Annotated in this window: 19 protein-coding genes and 2 pseudogenes; 20 read left to right on the top strand and 1 reads right to left on the bottom strand. The window is 42.0% G+C overall.

Annotation, left to right across the window (positions count from 1 at the left end; translation table 11 throughout):
* Positions 1-35 precede the first annotated feature (35 nt).
* From SSED_RS15715 to SSED_RS15660, 11 genes and pseudogenes are all read left to right on the top strand, one after another.
* A pseudogene (locus SSED_RS15715) lies at positions 36-1,132 on the top strand (ISAs1 family transposase).
* 221 nt (positions 1,133-1,353) lie between these two features.
* On the top strand, positions 1,354-2,352 hold the full coding sequence (locus SSED_RS15710; RefSeq protein WP_012143329.1) for a glycosyltransferase family 2 protein: 999 nt from the start codon (positions 1,354-1,356) through the stop codon (positions 2,350-2,352).
* Positions 2,342-3,244, top strand: coding sequence for a glycosyltransferase family 2 protein (locus SSED_RS15705; protein ID WP_012143328.1), 903 nt, complete (start codon positions 2,342-2,344; stop codon positions 3,242-3,244). The genes SSED_RS15710 and SSED_RS15705 overlap by 11 nt, the downstream gene beginning before the upstream one ends.
* Before the next feature lie 183 nt (positions 3,245-3,427).
* Positions 3,428-4,486 carry a dTDP-glucose 4,6-dehydratase gene (gene rfbB, locus SSED_RS15700; RefSeq protein WP_012143327.1) on the top strand — a complete coding sequence of 353 codons (1,059 nt, stop codon included), beginning with the start codon at positions 3,428-3,430 and terminating at the stop codon, positions 4,484-4,486.
* Positions 4,487-4,557: 71 nt separating this feature from the next.
* A pseudogene (locus SSED_RS25110) lies at positions 4,558-4,666 on the top strand (sugar phosphate nucleotidyltransferase); the annotation flags it as partial.
* Between the two features lie 1,236 nt (positions 4,667-5,902).
* Positions 5,903-6,808: a sulfate adenylyltransferase subunit CysD gene (gene cysD, locus SSED_RS15685; RefSeq protein ID WP_012143325.1), complete on the top strand. Its 906-nt coding sequence runs from the start codon at positions 5,903-5,905 to the stop codon at positions 6,806-6,808.
* Between the two features lie 224 nt (positions 6,809-7,032).
* Positions 7,033-8,442 carry a sulfate adenylyltransferase subunit CysN gene (gene cysN / locus SSED_RS15680; RefSeq protein ID WP_012143324.1) on the top strand — a complete coding sequence of 470 codons (1,410 nt, stop codon included), beginning with the start codon at positions 7,033-7,035 and terminating at the stop codon, positions 8,440-8,442.
* 96 nt (positions 8,443-8,538) lie between these two features.
* Positions 8,539-10,266 (top strand): SLC13 family permease, encoded by a 1,728-nt coding sequence (locus SSED_RS15675; protein WP_012143323.1) that lies wholly within the window; start codon positions 8,539-8,541, stop codon positions 10,264-10,266.
* Positions 10,267-10,335: 69 nt separating this feature from the next.
* The gene (gene cysC / locus SSED_RS15670) at positions 10,336-11,007 is read left to right on the top strand and encodes an adenylyl-sulfate kinase (RefSeq protein ID WP_012143322.1); all 672 of its coding nucleotides are present in this window, start codon (positions 10,336-10,338) and stop codon (positions 11,005-11,007) included.
* Between the two features lie 250 nt (positions 11,008-11,257).
* Positions 11,258-12,223 (top strand): hypothetical protein, encoded by a 966-nt coding sequence (locus tag SSED_RS15665; protein WP_012143321.1) that lies wholly within the window; start codon positions 11,258-11,260, stop codon positions 12,221-12,223.
* Positions 12,224-12,562: 339 nt separating this feature from the next.
* A complete protein-coding gene (locus tag SSED_RS15660) occupies positions 12,563-13,885 on the top strand; it encodes a flippase (protein ID WP_049772126.1) in 1,323 nt (440 codons plus the stop codon).
* A 184-nt stretch (positions 13,886-14,069) separates the two neighbouring features.
* Here the strand turns inward: SSED_RS15660 and SSED_RS25075 are convergent, their stop codons facing one another.
* Positions 14,070-14,192 carry a hypothetical protein gene (locus tag SSED_RS25075; RefSeq protein ID WP_263053369.1) on the bottom strand — a complete coding sequence of 41 codons (123 nt, stop codon included), beginning with the start codon at positions 14,190-14,192 and terminating at the stop codon, positions 14,070-14,072.
* A 73-nt stretch (positions 14,193-14,265) separates the two neighbouring features.
* On the opposite strand from SSED_RS25075, the gene SSED_RS15655 reads away from it, so the two are divergent.
* From SSED_RS15655 to SSED_RS15615, 9 genes are all read left to right on the top strand, one after another.
* A complete protein-coding gene (locus tag SSED_RS15655; RefSeq protein WP_223295918.1) occupies positions 14,266-15,171 on the top strand; it encodes a nitroreductase family protein in 906 nt (301 codons plus the stop codon).
* A gap of 3 nt (positions 15,172-15,174) precedes the next feature.
* A complete protein-coding gene (locus SSED_RS15650; protein ID WP_012143318.1) occupies positions 15,175-16,338 on the top strand; it encodes a polysaccharide pyruvyl transferase family protein in 1,164 nt (387 codons plus the stop codon).
* Complete coding sequence (locus SSED_RS15645) at positions 16,331-17,284, top strand: glycosyltransferase (RefSeq protein ID WP_012143317.1); 954 nt, start codon at positions 16,331-16,333, stop codon at positions 17,282-17,284. Before SSED_RS15650 ends, SSED_RS15645 begins: the two co-directional genes overlap by 8 nt.
* 101 nt (positions 17,285-17,385) lie before the next feature.
* Entirely contained in the window at positions 17,386-18,870 is a 1,485-nt protein-coding gene (locus SSED_RS15640) for a hypothetical protein (protein WP_150104349.1), read from the top strand.
* The gene (locus SSED_RS23705) at positions 18,860-19,933 is read left to right on the top strand and encodes a glycosyltransferase family 4 protein (RefSeq protein WP_012143315.1); all 1,074 of its coding nucleotides are present in this window, start codon (positions 18,860-18,862) and stop codon (positions 19,931-19,933) included. Before SSED_RS15640 ends, SSED_RS23705 begins: the two co-directional genes overlap by 11 nt.
* Before the next feature lie 100 nt (positions 19,934-20,033).
* The gene (gene pssD, locus SSED_RS25185) at positions 20,034-20,564 is read left to right on the top strand and encodes a PssD/Cps14F family polysaccharide biosynthesis glycosyltransferase (protein ID WP_083758951.1); all 531 of its coding nucleotides are present in this window, start codon (positions 20,034-20,036) and stop codon (positions 20,562-20,564) included.
* The gene (pssE, locus tag SSED_RS23695; RefSeq protein WP_012143313.1) at positions 20,561-21,013 is read left to right on the top strand and encodes a PssE/Cps14G family polysaccharide biosynthesis glycosyltransferase; all 453 of its coding nucleotides are present in this window, start codon (positions 20,561-20,563) and stop codon (positions 21,011-21,013) included. Before pssD ends, pssE begins: the two co-directional genes overlap by 4 nt.
* Positions 21,014-21,059: 46 nt before the next feature.
* The gene (locus SSED_RS15620) at positions 21,060-22,013 is read left to right on the top strand and encodes a Wzz/FepE/Etk N-terminal domain-containing protein (protein ID WP_012143312.1); all 954 of its coding nucleotides are present in this window, start codon (positions 21,060-21,062) and stop codon (positions 22,011-22,013) included.
* A gap of 18 nt (positions 22,014-22,031) precedes the next feature.
* On the top strand, positions 22,032-23,333 hold the full coding sequence (locus SSED_RS15615; RefSeq protein ID WP_012143311.1) for an O-antigen ligase family protein: 1,302 nt from the start codon (positions 22,032-22,034) through the stop codon (positions 23,331-23,333).
* The last annotated feature ends 50 nt before the right edge of the window (positions 23,334-23,383 follow it).

Raw genomic sequence — 23,383 nt, 5'->3', positions numbered from 1 at the left:
CTGTGATTTTATACTCCTTTTTAAGGGAGACAATCATGCATATTGACCATTTTAAAGATCATTTTCACACCATAGCCGATCAACGCTAAGGTAACTTATTGTTTGTTTGAAGTTCTGTTTGGCACATTATGTGGGGTGATAGCAGGAGCCATTGGCTGGTTCGATATTCGTGAGTGCATTCTTGGTAATCATGTACGGTTTTAACGTAATGGTGTTTTTAACGAGATTCCAACGGATTAGACCATTGCTCGCATTATATCTACGATTGAACCTGCGCAGTTTCATGAATGCTTCGTCAGCTGGATGTCGTCAGTTTATACTTTGACCGAAGGCCAAATAGTCGTGATTGATGGCAAAACACTTCGTGGGACCTACAATCGTGAAGATAGAGCCTGTACCATCCATATGGTCAGCGCCTATGCGTCATCCAATAAGTTAGTGTTGGGACAGCTAAAAACTGAACAAAAAAGTAATGATTTTTCGCAATCCCAGAGTTAATAAAGATGCTCGACATAAAGGAGACATTGGTGTGCATCGGCGCAATGGCTTGTTAAACCAAGATCATCTTCGATAATGGTGCCAATTACTTACTTGCGGTCAAAGTAATTAGGGAATATTCCGTAAAGCGGTAGAAAAGGTGTTTACTACAGAACGATCATGCGTAGCCGATGACATCATTTTTGAGAAAGGCTATGGTCGCATCGAGTCACGCCAATGTTTTCTCTTTGGGTGCGCCAAGCTAGAGGGTAACTTCTAACGCTGGAAAGGTCTAAAAAGTATCATTATGGTCGAAAACTTCCGCTTTGTTATAGGGAATAAATTAGTCCTAGAGTACCGTTACTACATTAGTTCGAAAGAACTGACGGCAGAACAAGCCGCGAACACGGTTAGTGAGCACTGGGGTATTGAGTCCATGCATTGGGTACTCGATGTGAGTATGAATGAAACGCATACCTGATATACAAAGGCCATGGTGCAGAAATCCTACCTGCCTGAGTCATATGAGCCTGAATATGCTTCGAGAAGAGCAACGAAACTCAGTATCGTCGGAAAACAGAAACGGTCTATGATGAATACTTCAATGTTGGAGTCAGTGTTGAGAGCTGGTTTAATTGGCATGGTCCAAAACTAAACACTCATGCGGTTGCTCTGTGTAGCCAAGTCGTTGTAAATTCAGTGCCTGTAATCTAAAAAAGAAAAGTTGTGGCTCGATACCTTTGACTACTATCTTAACTATGGTAGTTTTATGGTCAAGAAGACTGTTTGCTTACAAAATGTAAGTTTTTATTTAGTTATATAAAAAGGCACTACTTGTATTGTAGTGCCTTTTAGATTAATCCAACTGAGGGATTTGTGATTGATATATTGACTGCAAACAATGAGATTTTAATATTAATGGCAACTTTTAATGGGGCGAAATTCATTCAAGAGCAAGTCGAAAGTATTCAAAATCAAACATTAACTCGATGGACGTTGGTTATTAGAGATGATGGTTCAACTGATGAGACAATTACACTTTTAAAAGATTATATTGAGAAAGATAAACGAATTTATTTGTTGAAAGATAGCTTAGGGGCGACAGGTAGTGCACAGGGTAATTTTTGTTGCTTGCTTGACTTTGCACAAAAAACAAGCTCAGAGTATATTTTTTTTAGTGATCAAGACGATGTTTGGCTCTCCAACAAACTTGAGAGTTTTATAAGTGAGGCGAAAAGGTTAAGTGCTTGCAACTCATCACCTTTATTAGTGCATTCAGATTTACGAATTGTTGATCAAAACTTGAAATTAATAGCTCCTTCATTTGTAAGCTCTGTTCGTTTGTCTCCATTAAAAAATAATACCGTTAAGTCTTTTGCTTTCCAGAATAGTGTCACAGGTTGTGCCTGTATGATCAACAGAGCCTTATTAAACAAAGTAACACCTGCACCCAAAAGTGTTTTAATGCATGATTGGTGGTTAGCATTGGTTGCTAGCAGTGTAGGAACTATTACTTTTATGCCTGAAGTCACGGTGAAATACAGGCAACATACCGGTAATGCTGTTGGTGCGATCTCTTACTTAACTTTGTGTAACCCTTTTTCAAATCTAAGTTGGAATATGATAAGAGAAGGCCGTAAATTTATTGAGGGCAGTTACCTACAAATTGTTAATTTACGTGAGCGATTGCTCGTTGGAGGTTATGACACATCTGAAGCTGATATATTATTGGCGTCAGCTAGATTGAATCGTTTTCACCGTATTGTGTATCTGAAAAAGCATGGTTTTTTGCCAGTAGATAAAGGTAGAATAACAGGATTTATTATAAGGCACTTACTAACCCCTCGAAGCGATATTAAAAAATATGCAAGGTAAACAAATTACTTTCACAATCCCTTTTTATGAAAATGAGATCTTACTTAAAAAAACGGTAGAGAGTGTACTGGCGCAATCTATACCTGATTGGCTTTTAATCATATCTTTGGACTCTAAATTATCAAATGAGTTCATTAGCTATCTTAGAAGGCTCAATGATAATAGGATTTCAGTTATTGAAAATGAAAGCAGCAACAAAGGTATTTGTGGGAATTGGAATAATTGTATTGATTCAGTTGAATCTGAATATGTCACAATTCTTCACTCAGATGATGAGTTGATCCCAAATTATATTGTTACAATGCTTGAGGCAATGAATGAAGCACCTGACAATGCTTTTTATTTTTGTGCTGTAAAAGTCATCGATATAAACTCCCAAGCAACTTTTTCGTTTGCTGACAAAATTAAGAACTATATTAAACCAAACAATAGTATTGTTAAACTTACTGGTGACAATGGTTTAGCGAGCTTATTAAAGGGCTGTTTTATTTTTTGCCCTTCAATTTGTTATAAAACTTCTGTTATTAAAAAGTATAAGTTTCGTGAAAAGTGGAAAATGGTTCTTGATCTAGATTTGTATGCCCGCTTGCTATTTAATGGTTATAGCATGTACGGAACTTCTAAGGAAGCCTACCGCTATAGAAGGCATGATAATAATCAAACAGCTAAGTTGACTAAAGACTTTAAACGATTTGATGAGGAGGTTTTATTGTATGATGATATATCTAGAAAAGCTAAGAAAAATGGCTGGAAGAACACTGAACGAGTTGCGAGGAATAAAACTATTATAAAACTTCATTTATTGTTTCTGGTGACGAAGTCTGCTTTTTTATTAAACTTTAAGCGCTGCAGGCAAGTGCTAGAATATTTTTTAAGATTGATAAAAATATGAGTTGTGAGCTGGGTCGCAGACGAGAAGGGGGGAGCTGCTTATCTCTCAATTCTTGAGCGCTTTGCTATCTCTGAAGTCTCCCACAAAATTGATGCTCTTTATGAGCAAGTGATACAAAAATCATAAGTTCTGCAATTATGTTTTTGGCGTATTATGTTTGTATATAAATAATTGGAGTGAAATGTGAAAATACTAATAACAGGTGGTGCAGGCTTTATTGGTTCTGCCGTGATCCGTCATATTATCAATCACACACAAGATAGTGTGGTTAATCTTGATAAACTGACCTATGCCGGTAACCTTGAATCTCTTCAAGAAATTGAAAATAGTTCACGCTATTGTTTTGAGCAGCTTGATATTTGTGACTCTGTTGAGTTAAAGCGAGTTTTTGAGCAGCATAAACCTGATTGTGTCATGCACTTGGCTGCAGAAAGCCATGTTGATCGCTCTATTGATGGACCAGCGGCATTCATTGAAACGAATATTGTAGGAACGTATGCCCTCCTTGAGGCGACGCGTGCTTATTGGATTGCATTAGATGAAGATAAGAAAGCCGCATTCCGCTTTCATCATATTTCGACTGATGAGGTATACGGTGATCTTGAAGGGACAGTCGATTTATTCACAGAAACAACGCCTTATGAGCCCTCCAGTCCTTACTCTGCTTCAAAAGCATCCAGTGATCATTTAGTTAGAGCATGGCAACGTACTTATGGGTTACCAACCATCGTTACTAATTGTTCTAATAATTATGGTCCTTATCATTTCCCAGAAAAACTCATTCCATTAATGATTTTAAATGCCTTAGAGGGTAAACCTTTGCCTGTTTATGGTGATGGTATGCAAATTCGTGATTGGCTATACGTTGAAGATCATGCAAGGGCGCTTTATAAAGTCGTGACCGAAGGGATGGTTGGCGAAACTTATAATATTGGTGGTCATAACGAAAAAGCGAACATAGAAGTTGTGACGACGCTATGTTCACTTTTAGAGGAGTTGGTTCCAAACAAACCAGCAGGTGTCTCGACTTACTCTGATTTAATCTTGTTTGTGAAAGATCGCCCTGGTCATGATGTTCGTTATGCGATTGATGCAAGTAAGATTGAGCGAGAGCTAAGCTGGAAACCAGAAGAAACATTTGAGAGCGGCATTCGTAAAACTGTATTGTGGTATTTAAATAATAAAGAGTGGTGGAGTCGTGTTCTTGACGGCTCATATTCACGCGAAAGACTAGGTAATTAACCCCTTAATATATTAAAAACTATGAAATGAATTATTTAGCAGGTGGTTCAGCAGGAACGCGTTTGTAACCCATCACTAAAGGTGTCTCTAAGCAGTTATTGCCTGTTCATAATAAATCGATGATCTTATAACCCACTCTCGGTGTTAATGTTTGCCGGAATTAATGATATTTTGATCATAAAAGATCGGGGGCTGGTCTTGTATTTTGCATCTCGAGTTAATCTAAACTAGATTTGTTATATCAATATCTATTTTTGGTTATGGCGATGAGTCGTCTTAACGTTTAGAGTTTGCTGGTGTGCTTTACCATGTTACCTTAAGAGGTATTCTGCTTAAGCCGATCTATTTGCAAGAAGATGACTTCGATTTGTTTTTAAGGGTTTTAGCCGATGTCTGTCAACGTTATAACTGGGTAGTTCGTGCTTATTGTTTGATGACCAATCATTATCATCTTTTGCTGGTGACTCTCTCATGCAGTAATGCAGTAATGCAGTAATGCAGTAATGCAGTAATGTAGCATAGGTGTATCAGAATATTCTTTAATACCGCCTGAAAACTTTATTTGAGCTATTACGTGCTACTTTGATTGATAATAACCTAATTGTTGATAATCCTTCTATATATTTTGCGTTTAAGGTTTCGCCGCAATCCTACTCCGTTGAAGGTAATGTTAGTTGTTTATTTAAGGAGATGGTCGACAGATTCTGTATAGCTCCAGGTAATCGAGGTGGTGTCTGCTTTGCGTTAGCGGAAGATTTTAATTCAAATGCAGATTTAGTCAATGCTGTGAAATTCGCAACTGCGGCGGTTTACTTTAACCCTAACTACATACGGTTTAAGAACTTTTTGAATAAGTTGTTATTAGTTGTGAATGAAAATAATCAAAATTCATTTTTGGGTAGGCAGTCTAAGGGGGGGCGCGCATTTCAGCATAATAAGTTGAGGTGGGGGCAATTTTCCAACAGGCTAGTGTTACGCCTATAAAGACTAATTGGATTGATATAGGGTAGAGCTAGATACATTGCTGTGTCAATTTTGAATGTTCAAAAATTGAAACTATAACACTTACTACTTGATCTGTTTGCCCAGGGGGCAGGATTGTTGTCCCCCTTTAAAATCAACCATTAAATCAATACAAGGCGCCGTAAGTGCGAACTAATTTGCCTTCAAGGTGCGTAATAAGAGTGTTAACTATCCTGGAAATAGCACTCTATTTACTTTTTTCCACATAATTGCTTATGATAGAAAGTTGTTAAGTTATTAGATAATTAAGAATGAATAAATTTAAAAATAGCGACTATATTTACTAAATGTTTATCTCTATTATTTTGTTTTTTGATGCTATCATAAACCAATTGTTTTGCAGTTATAATCGCTTGTTTTTTATGCGCCCACAGATTTAAATCGGAATTAGACATGTCTAAATATCAAACACATCTAAAACAGTTGGAAGCTGAGTCAATTCAAATCATGCGTGAAGTCGCCGCTGAGTTTGATAATCCTGTGATGCTCTATTCAGTAGGTAAAGATTCCTCTGTATTGCTGCATCTGGCACGTAAAGCATTCTACCCGGGCAAAATTCCGTTCCCATTGATGCATGTCGATACTAACTGGAAGTTCAAGGAGATGATTGATTTTCGAGATAAGATGGCTAAGAAACATGGTTTCGATCTTATCGTTCATAAAAATCCTCGCGGCATGGAGATGGGAGTTGGTCCGTTCACACACGGCAGTGCCAAGCATACAGATATCATGAAGACTGAAGGGCTTAAACAAGCGCTCGATATGCATGGTTTCGATGCTGCTTTCGGTGGTGCCCGCCGCGATGAGGAGAAGTCTCGTGCCAAAGAACGTGTCTACTCCTTCCGTGACAGTAAACATCGCTGGGATCCTAAGAATCAGCGCCCGGAACTCTGGAATATCTATAACGGTAAGGTAGATAAAGGGGAGAGCATTCGAGTTTTTCCACTTTCTAACTGGACCGAACTGGATATCTGGCAGTACATCTATTTAGAAGGTATCGAGATCCCCTCTCTTTATTTGGCTGCCGAGCGTCCTGTCGTTGAACGCGACGGCACCCTGATTATGGTTGATGACGAGCGTATGCCTATCGAAGAGGGCGAGAAAGTAGAGAATAAGATGGTGCGCTTCAGAACATTAGGTTGTTATCCGTTAACCGGTGCCGTTGAGTCACAGGCGCAAACCCTACCGGAAATTATTCAAGAGATGTTGCTCTGTACTACCTCTGAGCGTCAGGGGCGCGTAATCGATAACGACTCGGCTGGTTCGATGGAAAAGAAAAAGATGGAAGGGTATTTCTAAAATTGAGAAGCGATTTTAGAAATAGGACCGGCTTTAGCCGGGAACAGTGATACAAGCACGGCCAAGATTTTGAGCTACAAGAGTCTTCGCGGCTGAAGCACGCTCCTACAGTGAATGTTGGCGATCTAGCGCTTTTTGAAAATATTGAATATAGATTTAACCGTGAGCAAGCTATTTTCGAAGCTCGAAGCTCGAAGCTCGAAGCTCATAGATAAGGAATAAAAATGACCACCAGTTCTAATTTGATTGCTTCTGACATCGAAGCGTATCTGAAAGTCCACGAAAACAAAGATATGTTGCGCGTTTTGACCTGCGGTAGTGTTGATGATGGTAAGTCTACCCTGATTGGTCGCTTGTTATTCGATAGTAAGATGATCTTCGAAGATCAGATGGCGGCGATAGAGAAAGATTCGAAGCGTTTTAATACTACTGATGAAGCATTTGATTTAGCCTTGTTAGTTGATGGTCTTCAATCTGAGCGAGAGCAGGGGATCACTATCGATGTGGCCTATCGCTATTTTGCCACCGAGCAGCGCAAGTTTATTATTGCCGACACCCCGGGCCACGAGCAGTATACCCGCAATATGGCTACCGGTGCGTCGACCTGTGATCTGGCCATTATCTTAATCGATGCGAGGCACGGTGTTCAGGTTCAGACCCGTCGCCATAGTTTTATCTGCTCACAGCTTGGGATCAAGCATGTGATCATCGCTATTAATAAGATGGATGCGGTAGATTACGAGCAGTCGACTTATCAGAAGATTAAGAAAGAGTATCGCGAGTTTGCAAAGGACTTATCGTTTACCGATGTTCGCTTTGTGCCTATTTCGGCACTTAAGGGCGATAACGTGGTGAATGAGAGTAAGCAGATGACTTGGTATCCGGGCTCTACACTACTTAAATTATTAAATACAGTTTCTGTGAAGCAAGACAGTAGTGAATCTTTTCGTTTTCAGGTTCAATATGTTAATCGTCCAAACCTCGATTTTCGTGGTTTCTGTGGGAATATTAGCTCTGGTGAAATTCGTGTCGGTGACACTGTGGTTGCACTGCCTTCGGGTAAAGAGAGCCGCATAAAGTCGATAGTGACATTCGATGGTGAGCTGGATAAGGCCGGAGCTGGTGAAGCGGTGACACTGACACTCGAAGATGAGATCGATGTCAGTCGCGGAGACATGTTGGTGCGCCCACACGATAAGCCTAATTCGGTGAGCAATTTTGAAGCCGATGTTGTTTGGATGACAGAAGAGCCGCTTTGCGTAGACCGCGAGTACGCCATTAAAGTCGGTAGTAAGTCCGTGTATGGCTATGCCGATGCCATTAATCATAGAGTCGATGTGAATACGCTGGAGAAACAACCGGCGCAGCAGCTCGAGTTAAATGAGATTGGGAATTGCCATTTTGCCGTGACCGAGCCGGTGCAGTTCGATGCTTATGATGAGAACCGCTCGACCGGGGCCTTTATCGTTATCGATAGACTGACTAATGTTACCGTTGGTGCAGGGATGATCCGTAAACCTCTTGAAGTCAAAGAGGTGCAAGCCCATGAGTTTTCTGATTTCGAATTAGAGATGAACGCACTGGTCCGTAAGCATTTCCCACACTGGGGGGCGAAGGATATCTCGAAGGGATAGAACTGTTTATTGTAGGAGGGGCTTTAGCCCCGAATCTTTTGACTGAATTTATGTTCCCGGCTAAAGCCGGTCCTACATTGAAAAGATTAGGATTTTATGTCTCTGGATGCTTATTTAACTATCGGAATATTTCTCGCGACGATTGTGGGTCTTATTCGGTTTCAGAGTCGACCGGCATTGGTGTTCGGTGTGGCTCTATTGACTCTGGTCGGGCTGAATCTGGTCTCTAAAGAGCAGCTGCTTTCGAGCATGTCCAATCCTGGATTAGTCACGCTTGTGCTCTTGATCTTGTGCTCCTTTGCGCTGGAGAAGACACGGCTTCTGCGTGTCATCGCTTCTAAAGTGATAGTGAGCAGTTACAACTCTACCTGGTTACGCTTGTTCGGTATTACCGCACTGAGCTCCGCTGTGCTGAACAATACAGCGGTGGTTGCAACCTTGCTTTCGCCTATTCGAAATAATCCCCATCATTTTTCCAGTAAATTACTTTTGCCTTTCTCCTACGCCGCAATATTAGGTGGAACCTTAACCCTGATTGGGACCTCGACAAACCTTATCGTGAATAGCCTCTATATCGATGCGCAGGGGAAGTCGTTAAACTTTTTCTCCTTCACGGCCATCGGTGCAATATTGGTAATCGCTTGTGGATTAGTGTTGAGGGTCGCGTCTCGTTGGTTACCCGAAATCGAGCACAATGATACCTGCTCCAAAGGCTATTTTATCGATGCAAAGGTTGTCGAAGGCTCAGAGTTAATTGGCCGTTCGGTTGAGGGGAATGGTTTAAGGCATCTCGAATCTCTGTTTCTAGTCGAAGTAGTGCGCAGTGGACGTTTAATCAGTCCGGTGACCCCAGCAGAAGTACTGCAACTCGGTGACAGGCTTATATTCAGCGGTGATATCGCGAAGGTGATGCAGTTGAGTCAATTTTCCGGACTTGAGATGTTTGCTGAGAAAAATGGCCTGTTAGACTCAAACCTGACCGAAGTTGTTGTTAGGCAGGAGAGTATACTCATCGGTAAAACATTAAAGGGTGCGGGCTTTAGGGCACTGTTTGATGGCGCTGTGGTGGCGATTAGGCGAGATGGTGAGGATATATCGGGTAAGTTAGGTGAAGTAGTGCTCAAAGCGGGTGACTTTCTAGTTTTAGCTGTTGGTAAAGACTTTAGGACGCGGAGAAATATTAGTAAAAACTTTATCGTTATTAGTGGGGTAGAACCTGAGATTCGGATTAATGGTCATAAGGCTTGGCTTTCTATCGGGGGCTTCTTATTAACAATCGTATTGGCGGCGACTGGCATCATCGATATGCTACAGGGATTAGTGCTACTTTTGGGAGTCTTGATTTTTAGCGACTCGATTAGCGTGAATGAAGTGACAAGAAGGTTTCCTGTTGATATCTGGCTTATCGTATCTTCGGCAATTTTGCTTTCTCATGCGTTGGTTAATACAGGTGTAGTTGAAGTGTTGGCTGGTTTAGTCGGTGAAGTAACAGACATAGATCACCTTTATTTAGCGCTGATACTTGTTTATTTAGCTACTTGGTTAATGACTGAGTTAATCACGAATAATGCAGCAGCTGCGTTGATGTTCCCTGTCGCTTACAGTATTGCGTTAGGTTTCGGGGTTGATATCTTGCCTTTCATCATGACCGTAGCTTTTGCTGCCAGTTGTAGTTTTATCAGTCCCTATGGATACCAAACAAACTTGATGGTTTACAATGCTGGTCAGTATCGATTGATGGATTTTATCAAAATTGGCCTACCCGTTAGTCTGGTGTATGCCGTTATCGTATTAACCACCGTACCGATATTTTTTCCGTTTTAGTTCTTTATAAAACTGGCTTTAGTTATTGTCGGACCGGCTTTAGCCGGGAACGATTCAAATGGATATGTAATGACACAAGAAAAATTTAAAGTTGTAGATGTGGCGAATGAAAAGTCCTCTGATGTCGTCTGGCATCAGGCGAGTGTGTCTCATGCTCAGCGTGAGGTGGCCAATGGTCATGCTCCTGCGGTACTCTGGTTTACAGGCTTGAGCGGTTCAGGAAAGTCGACAGTCGCTAATGCCGTCGATAAAATGCTGCACGATTTAGGCTGTAAAACCTATGTGTTGGACGGTGACAATGTCCGTCATGGTCTAAATGGCGACCTTGGTTTTTCAGATGCCGACAGGGTTGAGAATATTCGCAGGATAGGCGAAGTCTCTAAGTTGTTTGTCGATGCAGGTTTACTTGTCTCTACCGCCTTTATCTCACCCTTTGTCGAAGACAGAGAGAGCGTGCGTGCTTTGCTTAATGACAGTCAGTATAGCAATAGTCAGCATAGCAATAGCCAGTTTATCGAAGTCTATATCGACACACCCATCGAAGTGTGTGAACAGCGCGACCCTAAAGGTCTGTATAAGAAGGCTCGAGCGGGCGAGATAAAAAACTTTACCGGTATTGATTCGGCCTATGAACTGCCGACCAGCCCTGAAGTGCATGTTAAGACAGCAGTGCAATCTATCGAAGAGTGTGCCCTGCAGGTAATCGATTATTTGAAAGTGAGTGGATATATAAAAGTGTAGGACCGGTTGTAATTATTTGTATGACCGGCTTTAGCTGGGAATGATGATACAACCAAGGCCGAAAGCACGGTCCTACATTGGTATTGATTCGATGATAGCTAAGAACCGTCATCCTGAACTCGTTTCAGGATCCATTGTATTTCTTTGCACGCGACTCACAATTTTCTAAATTTATAGCTTATAGCTTATAGCTTATAGCTTATAGCTTATAGCTTATAGCTTATAGCTTATAGCTTCTCTTAAGGAACTCATGAACTACGATATTTTTAATGGTGATGCCGATGGCATTATTGCACTACTACAGCTGAGATTAGCTAATCCTGTTGAGAGTGAGTTGGTGACAGGTGTTAAGCGGGATATCGGTCTGCTAACAAAGCTTACCGAAAAAGTAGCTCTCACTAAGGCTGATAAGCTCACAGTGCTCGATATCTCTATGGAGAAAAACAAACCTGGTTTATTGAAGGCTCTGAACGAGGGCGCCGGAGTTTTTTATGCCGATCACCATAGAGCCGGCGAAATACCTGAGAGCGCACATTTAGATGCACATATCGATCTCGATGCTGATACCTGTACGGCATTAATTATTGATAGACTTTTAGATGGTCAGTTTCATTATTGGGCCATTACGGCAGCTTATGGTGATAATCTGATTGCTAAGGGCGACAAACTTTCAAAGGCGGCAGGTTTATCTGTTGAGCGTTCAGAGCAACTGAAAGAGTTGGGGACTTTAATCAACTACAACGGTTATGGGGCTGAGGTTGAAGACCTGCATTTTCATCCTGCTACCCTGTATAGGGCGCTGCTTAAATATTCATCTCCTTTCGATGTGATTGCCGACAAAAGCTCTCCTTTTTATCGGCTTCAACATGTATATCAAGAGGATATGAATAATGCGCTAGCCATAGAGCCTGAACATCGAAGTGAAAAACTGTCAATATTTGAACTTCCCAATGAACCGTGGGCGAGGCGTATCAGTGGTGTGTATGGCAATCTGCTTGCTAACCAAAATCCAAACTCTGCACATGCCGTGCTAACGAAAAACCGTGATACTACCTATACAGTTTCTTTGCGTGCACCGCTGTCTAATAAGCAAGGTGCCGGTGATATCTGCAGTCAATTTGATACCGGAGGGGGGAGGGCTGCTGCAGCTGGTATTAATGCATTGCCTAAAGAGCTGATAGTGAGCTTTATACAAACAGTGGAAGCGTTTTATTGATGTTGAAACAATTCTATGTGAATGCCAGTGAACTGGTTGCTTTAGAATCAGCTCTAATCTAAAACAAATATTCACTTTAGGGCACACTTTATCTGCAATATTTCGACAGGCTTATTTGGTTTTTGATTATAAATATGCCTTTAATATCACCTAAGTGTGAAAGCGGTACAGTTAAATAAACATTGTGACGAATACGAACTTTTTTCAATCACGATACAGCAGTTTTAAATCGCTTTGAGTCAAATTTTTCAATTGAAAGTGTAGCTAAGCAAACATTAGCACTGTATGAGTCTATTGGAACTGATAAAAGAGGCTAATGAAAAACATTGGTATTGTTAATTGAACAATAAAAAATATCTTAGTGGACTATCTAAGTTCGTGCCTTCCGGAGTGCTCAACAATGCAAGTTGGCTTCTGCTCGAAAAAGGCTTGCTATTAGGCAGTGGCTTTCTATTTACTATCGTTTTAACACGGTATTGGTCTGTGTCGGAGTTAGGGGATTACCAGTACCTGTTAGCTTTAGTGGCGCTTCTGGTTCCATTTTCTAATCTTGGGTTAAACTCACTGGTGAGTCGAGAGCTCGTGACCAGAGCCGAGCATACCGATGTGATTATGGGGACGGCTGTTGTTCTCAGGTTGCTAGGGGCGCTACTCGGCGGGGTCATATTTAGTCTACTATCGATTTGGTTGGTAGCTCCCACCCTACAACCTCTATTTTTCGTCTTGTTATTCGCGCAATTATCCCATGCATTTGGGGTCTTCGATTACTATTTTGAAGCAAAAGTACAATCGAGAGTTTCGGCAATTCTGAGGACCTGTGTAGGCCTTAGTTTTATGGCGGTTAAACTTTCATGTGTAGTGCAAGGTGCTGACCTTTATACAGTATTGTTGCTTACCGTCGTAGAATGGGTAGTACTCAGTTTGATGTGGTTATTGGTATATCAGCTTTATCACAAGCGTCTCAAAGAGATGTCTTGGTGCTCTGCCCAAGCTCGAAGATACCTTAGTCGCTGCGGTTGGCTAATACTCTCCAGTATCGCTGCAATCGTCTATCTAAAGATTGATCAAGTCATGTTAGGCTCTCTGCATTCCAGTGAATCAGTCGCTTTTTATAGTCTTGCGAGTCGATTATCTGAGGTCTGGTATCTGGTACCAGGAATCGTTGTAGCTTCATTTTATCCCTCTTTAATCAAAGCTAAAGAGCAGAATGAAGACTACCAGGGATCATTGCAGCGTCTATCTGATAGCCTTTGTTGGGCCGCGATTACTATTGCGATTTTGATGAGTGTTATTGCTCCCGTTCTCGTGCCGTTGCTATTTGGTGATACTTACCTGCCTGTAGTTGCCATATTGCAGATCCATATCTGGGCGGGCGTGTTTATTTTTATGAGAGCGTTATTTAGTAAGTGGCTCCTCATTGAGGATCTACCCAAATATTCTTTGGTTACCCACGGAAGTGGCGCCATTATTAACTTATTACTGAATAGCCTACTCATACCTGAGCATGGTGCGTTAGGTGCAGCTTGGGCTACGCTGGCATCCTATGCGGTGGCTTCATATTTAGGTTTGTTTATTTTTCCTAAGACCCGCTGTATGGGAGTGTTGATGACGTACTCCCTATTGGCACCTGTGTGTAGGTTTAGATTGAGAAAGAGGGGCTAAACTCCTCTTGTCAACGTACTCATTGCCGTAGTGTTTTATGTTCTAACCACGAGTACGCATATGCGTGGTCAATAGTGTAAATTGACACATTTTTTTGAATGGCTACTTCTGTAACCAACTGCGGCGTTAAGTAGTATTTCCCCCTCCAATCGAGTAAAATCCTCTCTTTGTTAGCTTTAGCAGATTAACTATTGATGAAGACAATTGCCCGCCAGCTTCTTCCTGCCAATTTAAAGAACTCCATCAGAGATACTTTAACGCGATTCGATTCGTTGTTATTGAGCATTTTTTCTAAACCTATTTTCATGGCGCATCCTCGTATATCTAATGCTATATATCGCTTATTTAGTTCGAAATTCGACCGTGAACAGCAGGCTGTTTTGGCTGGCCGGCTAGCCTATAGAGTCAATACCGGCGTAGGCGAAAAGAGTAGCGCACTGCTTAGGCGTAACACCCATAGGCTCGAAAAAGGCCTGAGCATGCAGCCTCGTCGTGAGGTCTTTGCCGAAGAGTTTATTATCGAAACTGCAACATGTTTCGTTCAGTGCATGGCGGCCGATAAAATTTGTGAACAGGAGTTAAAGTGGGCTGAAGATGTGCTCAGCAGCTATTTTGGTGCAGTGACCCATACGGCAAACATCGCCGAGGCTTATCGCATCTTTGCTCAGACGAGCAGATGCAGTGATACGTCTGAATCAGGTAGTGCTCCATCGAGTATTCCTTATCAGCATCAGCAGATAGAAAAATCTCACATCGATACCGATTCCTTTACCGCCCTGTGCCGGCAGCGCCGTGCCGTTCGTTGGTTTAGCGAGCAGTCGGTAGTCGATGCCGATATCGACAGGGCGATCGAGATCGCATCACTTGCCCCCAGTGCCTGTAACCGCCAGCCGTTTGAGTTTTTTGTAGCTAACGATAGGGAGTTAGCTCCATCCATAGCTAAGTATGCGGGTGGTACATCAGGTTTTGTTGATAATATTCCTTGCACCATTGTGGTTGTTGGTGATTTGAGTGCCTACCCAGCCGAGCGGGACAGACATGTCATCTATATTGATGGCTCATTAGCCGCTATGCAGTTGATGCTGGCTTTGGAGACGATGGGCTTGAGTAGTTGCCCGATTAATTGGCCCGATCTCGATGTGCCCGAACAGAAGATGGCAAAGCGCCTGGGGTTAAAACCTTTTGAGCGTCCAATTATGCTTATTGCCGTAGGCTATGCCGAGTCTGATGGCATGATCCCTTTTTCACAGAAAAAACGCGCTGGCGTGTTACGAAAAGACATTTAATTCATGATAATAGAGATAAAAGGTGTTCAGTTTGTCAATAAAGGCGCTGAACTCATGTTGTATGCCGTGTTGCAGCAAGTCGAGAAGCTCTGGCCTGATGCCGAGATAGCGCTAAGAGCCTGTCCTAATTCACCTTATTTGAAGCGTGCTCGCCTGGGAGCATGGCAAAAGGTCAGTCTGCGTAAACATATTATCGATTTGAATAAGTTTACTTACTCACTGCCGACTAAGGTCAATGCCTCCCTCAAACGTTTGGGTATTGTCACCGAAGCCGACATCGACCTTGTACTGGATGCCTCAGGATTTGCCTATGGTGATCAATGGCCATTGAGACAGCTGACCCATATCAGCCATGAAGTTTCGCGGTATCATGCTAATAAAAAGCCCTATATATTTCTGCCTCAGGCATTTGGCCCTTTTTCAAATCAGGCGTTGGAATCGTCTATCAGATCCCACTGGGGTAAAGCTGCGCTTATTTTTGCCCGAGATAAGGTGTCACACTCTCATCTCGTCAGGTGTCTAGGGGAAGATAACCCGTCGCAAGAATCACTACATCTTATGCCTGATTTTACTAACCTGGTTAAAGGTAATCGGGTTGGGTTAGACAATGCTGACAGAACGGTATTGATCATACCCAATGGCAAGATGGTCAGTCGTCGAAATGGCAGAAAGTCCTGGATTGAGAACTACACTGCTTTAATGTCAAGAATGTGTGTCGAATCACATGAATTGGGTTTCACCCCTGTGCTGCTTAACCACGACGGCGCAAAGGATGCTAAGTTATGTGAGCAGATCATAGCGGGAAGTAAACTTGAACTGCAGACCCTCACTTTAGATGATCCCCTGGATGTAAAAGGTGTGATCGGTGAAGTGGCCGCCGTAATCAGCTCACGTTTTCATGGTTGTGTGAGCGCCTTGAGTCAGGGCGTTCCCTGTATCGGCACCAGCTGGAGCCATAAGTATGAGGAGCTTTTTGCCGATTATGGACAGCAGCAGATGTTGATCTCAACTCCCGAGGATGAGGGGGTAAGTGCTAACCTTCAACATCTTCTTTGTGATAGTTATGCTAAAGAGTGTCGGGAAAATCCATTGATTGATTCACAAAAAGCCGAGACTAAAAAAATGTGGTCTCTTGTTTTTGACAAGGTTGCTAAATACCATGTCTGATTGTCAAAATCGTGACTCGGGACGGGGATCTTGTAGCAGTAAAAATTTGGGCAAAGAGTCTATAAACTGTGAGACTTTGGACCATGGCCCTATGGTCAGTGTTTATATGCCGACTCATAACCGTGAACACTTACTTAAGCGGGCAGTTGAGTCTGTACTTGCTCAAACTTATCAAAACTTCGAACTTATCATCGTCGATGACGGCTCCCGTGATGGTTCGCCAGATTACCTGCAGAGTCTGGCTAGCAGTGAGCCCAGAGTACGTTTCTTTTGTCAGCCGATAGCGCAGGGTGCCTGCGCGGCGAGAAACATTGCGATTAAAGAGGCTAAAGGCAAATACATCACGGGTTTGGATGATGATGATGAATTTTTGCCAAACCGACTGGAGCAGCTTTTATCATCCTATGACGAGAAATATGCTTTCGTTTGCCAGGGAACATTTTGGCATTATGGCTCCCATAAAAAAGCATTAGATGCTAATGCTATGATAATCAATCTTTCACAGATGTTAGATTACAATTACTCAACCAATCAAGTGCTTACCGAAACAAAAAGGTTGCAATCTATTGGTGGCTTTAACCCTGAATTTCCCGCTTGTCAGGATTACGATACCTGGACCCGATTGATATTAAAATACGGCGCAGCAAAACGAATTGCCGGTGCCAGCTATATCATTCATCAGGGTCATGAAGGGCCGAGGATTATCTCTAAATCTAATATGCAGAGAGGCTATAAAAAATTCAGTGAGGAGTATGGTTCTCTGATGTCTAAGGGGAACCGGATTAATCAAAAATATTTAGCCTTAGTCTCTTCTCGCAAGCGTTTTAAGCTACTGGATTTTTTCCAGTCTGTCAGATATGGACTCGTGGTTAAGAAGTGTCGCTATCTACTTTCCAGCAACCTAAAATTGCTGTCAAAATTGAGAAGTAAATGGTTGCGGGGTTAGTGATATCAAGAGTTCGATATGCTTTTAATTGTCGTGTTATCTCTTTCTAAGGAAGTTATATGAGAGGCCTGTACCTTAACTGTACAAATGGGTCGATACCCGTGTCATCAAGCTATGTTGCTTCAAATTCTATCTTGATGAATTTACCCGATGATATTGGTGTCGAGCATGGGTCACTTGTTTATAACCCGAAGGAGTGGAGTTGCCAGCCGGAAGTCAGGGTTGGCGAACAGTACTTTGCCATAGCGGGTTGGTTTGTCTATGAGGGGAGGAGAAACTGTTTAGACTCTCTATCTCTGGCACTCATTAAAAGTGGCATTCAGGTTCTGAACGATATTGAAGCTGGCTCGTTTATCATCTATTGGTGGAACGGAGTGGAGGGGACGGTCGTCAATGATTACATGGGACTCTCGACCCACTATATTGATTTGAAATCAGAAGGTTTGAGAGTGGCACCATCGGTTCAGTGTCTATACCAACCCCTCGTTCATACCATCAACCCCATGCTTAAATCTATTCTGGATAAAAAAGAACATCTGTTTGGGGATCACACACTCTATAATGGCATTGAGAGGCTGAGCCCTGGTTCTGGTTATTCTGAATCGGATAAGGAAGAATACCTGAGCTTGGCTAAAGAGGATGCCTTACCATTAGATGAGTTAGTCTGTCAGGTTGGACGGCTAGTCGATAGATGGCCGGTTAAACATCGACTGCTACCGATAAGTGGTGGTCTGGATTCACGGTTTATTTTAGCCAGTAACCATTTTGAGTTTGGTTTTACCTATGGGCCAGAGACGTCACCTGAACGTAAAATTGCGAGTCACTTTCAGTCAGAGTTTCAGCAGTATCATAGTTACAATTACATCGATACCCCTAAATTGGATATAGAAGATGCCCTACTGAGGGAGGTGGCATTTGGTGTTCACAAAAAAATAACTCCGTCCCTATTTTCCAATTATGATTATGTCAGTAAACAGTTTCCTCAGGCTGATTTTTTCTTCGATGGTTATATAGGGGATGCCTTGCAGCGTGGTACCTATATTCAGTTAAAGGGGGCGCTTGGCGAGTTGTTGCGAGTATTCCCCTTCCTTTACCGCTTTAAACTTAGTGCTAAATTTTTGATGTGCCGTCGTTATAAAGAGTTAGATGTTGATGAGTTTGCATTCTTATTTGCTGATTTTACAGACAAAACACAACACCTAAAATTGAACGCCTATCAAAAGGTGACATTTTACGAAGCGCTTTATGGTCGAGGAGCTCGCAACATAGTTTTTGGAGGCAATGTTCTTGTATCTCAAATCTTTACTTCTGTATCACCATTCACTTCAAAAAGCGTTTTTAATTCACTGCTGCACCACGATTTTTCGGAAGCTGTTTCTTATAAGACCATTAAGCAACTCTGGAGTAAGGTTAATCGGAAGTATAGGAAAGTGCCAGTTGAATCCGGTTACTCACTGATGACGCCCAGGTTAGTGATACCTTACATACAGCTGTTATTCAGGCTCATGCTGCACTTCATTCCGTCCAGGGCTAATTATTCTGTGACTTTAAAAAGAAAAGGGTCGAAAAGTTACAATGAATCATAAAGTCATCATTGTAGGTACGCACACTACTGAAACTCGTGGTGGAATAAGCACGGCGCTAGCGGGCTATCAGGACGGCTTAAACCAGCTCGAAGTTGAATATATAAGGGTAAACTCTCATAGCGATATTCGTGGTCGTTTATCTACCTGGATAATCGCCTGGTGGCAGGTTCTTCTATTAGCCATGCGATACCGTTCGAGGGCCATATTTTGGTTTCACTGTGGTCCTTGGTTTTCAATGCTGCGGAAGGTGAGCTTTGCCATTCCTGCGAGGCTCTTTGGTTGTAAAACCATTGCTCATATGCATTCTCCTACATTGCATAGCTATATAGAACACAAGCATGGCAAGTATTTACTTAAGTTATTTTTCGCTCCTTTTAACTGCGTGATCGCACTCACTCCCTGGTGGAAAGCCCGGTTAGTTTCATTCGGCATCAAGAAGCCAATAGATGTGTGTGCTAATCCTGTGTCTGAAGATGTCTTATCTGTGGCCAATAAAGCGTTGTCGGTGCCGGGTTGTGCGAGTGAGAAAGCAGAGAAAATTGTTATCTTATCGATGGCCAGGTTAATAGAGGGAAAGGGGGTTGAGCATGTTATCGATGCACTGGCACTATTACCTGAGTGTTATCAGTTGAATATTGCCGGTGAAGGCCCTTTAAAGCAGCAACTGATTGATCGGGTTACCTTGTTAAAACTCCAAAATAGAGTGACTTTTCTCGGTTGGGTGGAGGCTTCCCAGAAACAAAACTTGCTGAATAGTGCGGATATATTCTGTTTACCCTCCAAGTATGATTCATTTGGTGTCGTTTTTATCGAAGCTATGGCGTTTAACTTGCCTGTCATTGCGTGCGATTGGGGCCCTATCTCTGATGTCGTGACATCAGATGTTGGCATGTTAGCCCCTTATGGCGAATCAACGACTATCGCTACTCAGATAGAGCAGCTGGTTAAGCGAAGAGAAGATTATAGCCTTAACGGGCCCAAGCGAATAATTGCTAATTATTCGTCATCGATTTGTTGTCATAAAGTCATGCAGGTATTCGATAGGTTAATGAGTGGGCATTAAACTTTCTAGATCCATGAGGTGAGCCATCATTGCGCTTATTATCTTCTCGGGCAGTGGTTATATCTGAGGCTTTACTTTACAATGTCGGGCTAGCATCTTCATGGTGCTCATTTCTTTTATTTTCGTTAGTTTGGTACAAGTAGTTTGTATGCATGAAAAAGTGATTTTGGTGATATATGGCCGAGGAGGCCACAAAGAGCAGATGCGCCGTCTGTTAAATGAGCTGAGGAAGAGCTCGCCAAATTTGAAATTTGTATCTATTGCTGATGTCGATGATAAATTCGGTTCCCAATGCCATCTTAAGTGTCCAGAGCCCAGAGATAAGTTTAATCTTTGGAGTGCACCTTTTAAACTTATTTATTCCGGAGCCGTCAGCCTGATACAGTCGGTTAGGCTCGTTGCCAAGTATCGTATCACTGGTATCGTTTCTACAGGACCTGGTATGGCGGTTTTTCCTTCGATCCTTTTTCGGTTACTAGGCAAACAAGTTGTCTATATCGAGTCCTGGTCTCGATTTTATTCTGCCTCTTTAACCGGAAGGTTCATGTACTGCATATCGAACATCTTTTATGTTCAAAATAAAACGATGAAGTCTATTTTTCCGAATGCTAAATATACAGGACGTCTATGAACATCTTCGTCACTGTAGGCCATACCCGGTTTGATTCACTGTTTAAACAGATCGATGAAATACATCGTGATGACTGGCATTTTATCTCACAGATGTATGATGGTACATATACCCCAAAAAATGGTGAGCATATAGCCTATACACACGAGATCGGTACCTATTATGAAAATGCCGATGTAGTGATCACACATGCTGGTGCCGGGACTGTTTATAATCTACTCGAAATGGGCAAGCCTACTATAGTCGTCGCCAATAGCGATCGAATAGATACCCATCAAGAGGATCTTATCAGGTATGTCGAGGACTGTCGGTTTGCACAGGTTTGTCGTAATTTAGATGATCTTGAAGGTTTGATAAGTAATGTGGACGCCTTCGTCGCTGAAAAATACCATAGCGAACCGTTTGCGGGTGCTGGTGATATTAGTAAAGCTTTAGGTTTAATTGATTGAGTTCAGATTATTTTTCTGAGCCTCTATTTGATAGGGTAAATTTTTGATGTCTAGTGAAATTGAACGATTGAATTCAAATACTGAAGTGGTCTCTTTTAAGGCCATGTTTGCCATGTTGTGGCGAACTAAATGGTTCATCATTGTTTTTACCGGTCTAATATCTGTGGCGACGGTCATATACGCCATTAATGTGCCAAATGTATACCGTGCCTCTGCTATTTATTTACCTAAAAGTAGCGATGATGCCGGCGGGCTTGCTCAGTTAGCTGGTCAATTCGGTGGTCTTGCGAGCATGGCGGGAATCAACTTAGGTGGTGGGGGAGCCGACAAAACAGCCGCTGCAATAGAGTTTATGAAGTCACGTGCTTTTTTACAGGCTTTCATTGATAAACGCGACTTAACTGTTCCTATTTTGGCCGCTAAAGGTTGGGAACAGGAGTCAGGAAACCTTTTGATCGATCCTGAACTATATGATGAGAGTAAACAAGTTTGGGTTAGAGCGGCACCTCCAGGCTTTCAGGTTACTCCCACAGCTTGGGAAGCCTATGATCTATTCAGGAAGATGATCAGTATTTCGGAGCAGTCTAAAAAGGGCTTCGTAAAGATTGAACTTGAATACTATTCACCTGACTTAGCCGCTAAGTGGTTGGGATGGTTAGTGGAAGACCTAAATGCTTACTGGAAAACCAGAGAGCATGAGCAGACTCAGAAGAGCATCGCATTTTTAACTAAACAGGCCGAGAATGCTCAACTTTCAGAACTTAGATCTGTTTTTTATCAGCTCATTGCCGAGCAAACTAAAAACACGGTCTTAGCTGAAGTCAGCGATGAAGTCTTATTCGAAACAATTGCTCCTATCGTTGTTCCTGAGCAAAAGAGTGCACCTTCCAGAGCCCTGCTCTGTCTGCTAGGTTTCGCATTAGGAGGAGTTTTATCTTGCATATTAGGTCTGTTCTATTGTGCGATAAGGCCAGTTGCACCGTCTAGTTATAAATATTGATATTGCTGGATTTAGTTAATGCATACTATGCGTGTTCAGCTGCTAAAAGAGCGTAATGAAAAGGTTATCGTGCTACTACATCATTTTGTGATGTGGTTAATGGCAGGGTATCTGTTATCGGATATGATCTCAGGCTTCGCATTAATTCGATTAGGAGTCGATCTTAAGTTTTCATTAATATATAAGACCCCATTATTTGGATTGCTTCTTTTACTCATTGGACGATATCGCTTTGGATTGATGTTAGCAATTCTAGGGGCCATTGTTGTCTTAATGATTGCGCCTGTTATCTCCTATTTTAGGGTTTTGCAGCCAGCATTTTTCTTTGTCGATTTTGGTTATGTCGTTAAAATGCTGATGCCAATGACTATTTTTGTCTATTTTTATGTGATGAGTCAGGAAGCTCCCGATTGGTCATATCGCTGGGCAAGAATTATTCTGTGGGTATGCTTCGCTTCGCTTTGTCTAAACTTTTTGGTTGCATTGTTGGGTTTTGGGCAAGTCACCTATAATACTGGCGGGGATAATACGGCCGGCTCAACAGGTTTTATCTATGCGGGTAATGAGTTAGGGCCAACCTTTATTGTCATCTTTGGCTATGCCCTACATAAAGTTTGGAATGACAGACCGCGAATATTTTATCTGGCTTTATCATTGTTTAGTATTGGCTGCGGTTTTATCGTTGCCACTAAAACGACTATGTTGGCAGCACTGATACTTGTGGTGATGGTTCCAATCGTTAATGAGCGTCAAAACCTGTTTCGTTTTACTAAGTTTAAAGCGAAATTGATTATCCCTTTGGTTGTAGCCGTTACCATTTTAATTATTAGCCTGTTTGAGATCTTAGACTCAATTGGCTTGCTTGGCCGCTTTCAATGGTTTTATGAAAAGCGAGGCTTGATCGGTATTATCTGGTCTAACAGAGATATTTTTATTGCCGAAGCCATGTCGATCTATATGCACCAAAGTACTCTGATCGAGCAGTTTTTTGGACAAGGTATTGCTGTTGGGTTAAAGCAGTCTGTAGGTAAAGGTTCTGCCGAAGTCGATTTTGTCGATGCATTGGTGTGGTTTGGGTTTATCGGTTTATCTATTTGTCTGATGTTCTACCTGTTCTTGATAGGCTTATCAGCGAAGTTGACGGTTAAAAGATTGAGCATACATGCACCAATTATTTTTCTCGTTAATGGACTCCTACTTTTATTATCTATTTTAAGTGGCCACATCTGGTTTTCTGGCACCTTAGGCATATCAGTGGGAGTTATCAATGGCTTGCTCTGGTACGAAAAAATGGACTTCGAGAAAAGGTCATTAGTGTAAGTATTGCTTTAAAAACTGATCCAGATTATTTAGTTAAGATTTTGAAATTA

It is taken from the genome of Shewanella sediminis HAW-EB3 (genome assembly GCF_000018025.1).
Taxonomy (GTDB): Bacteria; Pseudomonadota; Gammaproteobacteria; order Enterobacterales; family Shewanellaceae; genus Shewanella; species Shewanella sediminis.
This window is presented reverse-complemented; position numbering and strand designations above follow the sequence as displayed.

What these genes read in the sequence shown, in the direction of transcription:
- cysD (WP_012143325.1), top strand. Translation starts at nt 5,903, where the DNA reads ATGTCTAAATATCAAACACATCTAAAACAGTTGGAAGCTGAGTCAATT.
- SSED_RS15705 (WP_012143328.1), top strand. Translation starts at nt 2,342, where the DNA reads ATGCAAGGTAAACAAATTACTTTCACAATCCCTTTTTATGAAAATGAG.
- cysC (WP_012143322.1), top strand. Translation starts at nt 10,336, where the DNA reads ATGACACAAGAAAAATTTAAAGTTGTAGATGTGGCGAATGAAAAGTCC.
- SSED_RS25075 (WP_263053369.1), bottom strand. Translation starts at nt 14,192, where the DNA reads ATGAAAATAGGTTTAGAAAAAATGCTCAATAACAACGAATCGAATCGC.
- SSED_RS23705 (WP_012143315.1), top strand. Translation starts at nt 18,860, where the DNA reads ATGAATCATAAAGTCATCATTGTAGGTACGCACACTACTGAAACTCGT.
- pssE (WP_012143313.1), top strand. Translation starts at nt 20,561, where the DNA reads ATGAACATCTTCGTCACTGTAGGCCATACCCGGTTTGATTCACTGTTT.
- SSED_RS15665 (WP_012143321.1), top strand. Translation starts at nt 11,258, where the DNA reads ATGAACTACGATATTTTTAATGGTGATGCCGATGGCATTATTGCACTA.
- SSED_RS15645 (WP_012143317.1), top strand. Translation starts at nt 16,331, where the DNA reads ATGTCTGATTGTCAAAATCGTGACTCGGGACGGGGATCTTGTAGCAGT.
- pssD (WP_083758951.1), top strand. Translation starts at nt 20,034, where the DNA reads ATGGTGCTCATTTCTTTTATTTTCGTTAGTTTGGTACAAGTAGTTTGT.
- SSED_RS15650 (WP_012143318.1), top strand. Translation starts at nt 15,175, where the DNA reads ATGATAATAGAGATAAAAGGTGTTCAGTTTGTCAATAAAGGCGCTGAA.
- cysN (WP_012143324.1), top strand. Translation starts at nt 7,033, where the DNA reads ATGACCACCAGTTCTAATTTGATTGCTTCTGACATCGAAGCGTATCTG.
- SSED_RS15620 (WP_012143312.1), top strand. Translation starts at nt 21,060, where the DNA reads ATGTCTAGTGAAATTGAACGATTGAATTCAAATACTGAAGTGGTCTCT.
- SSED_RS15675 (WP_012143323.1), top strand. Translation starts at nt 8,539, where the DNA reads ATGTCTCTGGATGCTTATTTAACTATCGGAATATTTCTCGCGACGATT.
- SSED_RS15615 (WP_012143311.1), top strand. Translation starts at nt 22,032, where the DNA reads ATGCATACTATGCGTGTTCAGCTGCTAAAAGAGCGTAATGAAAAGGTT.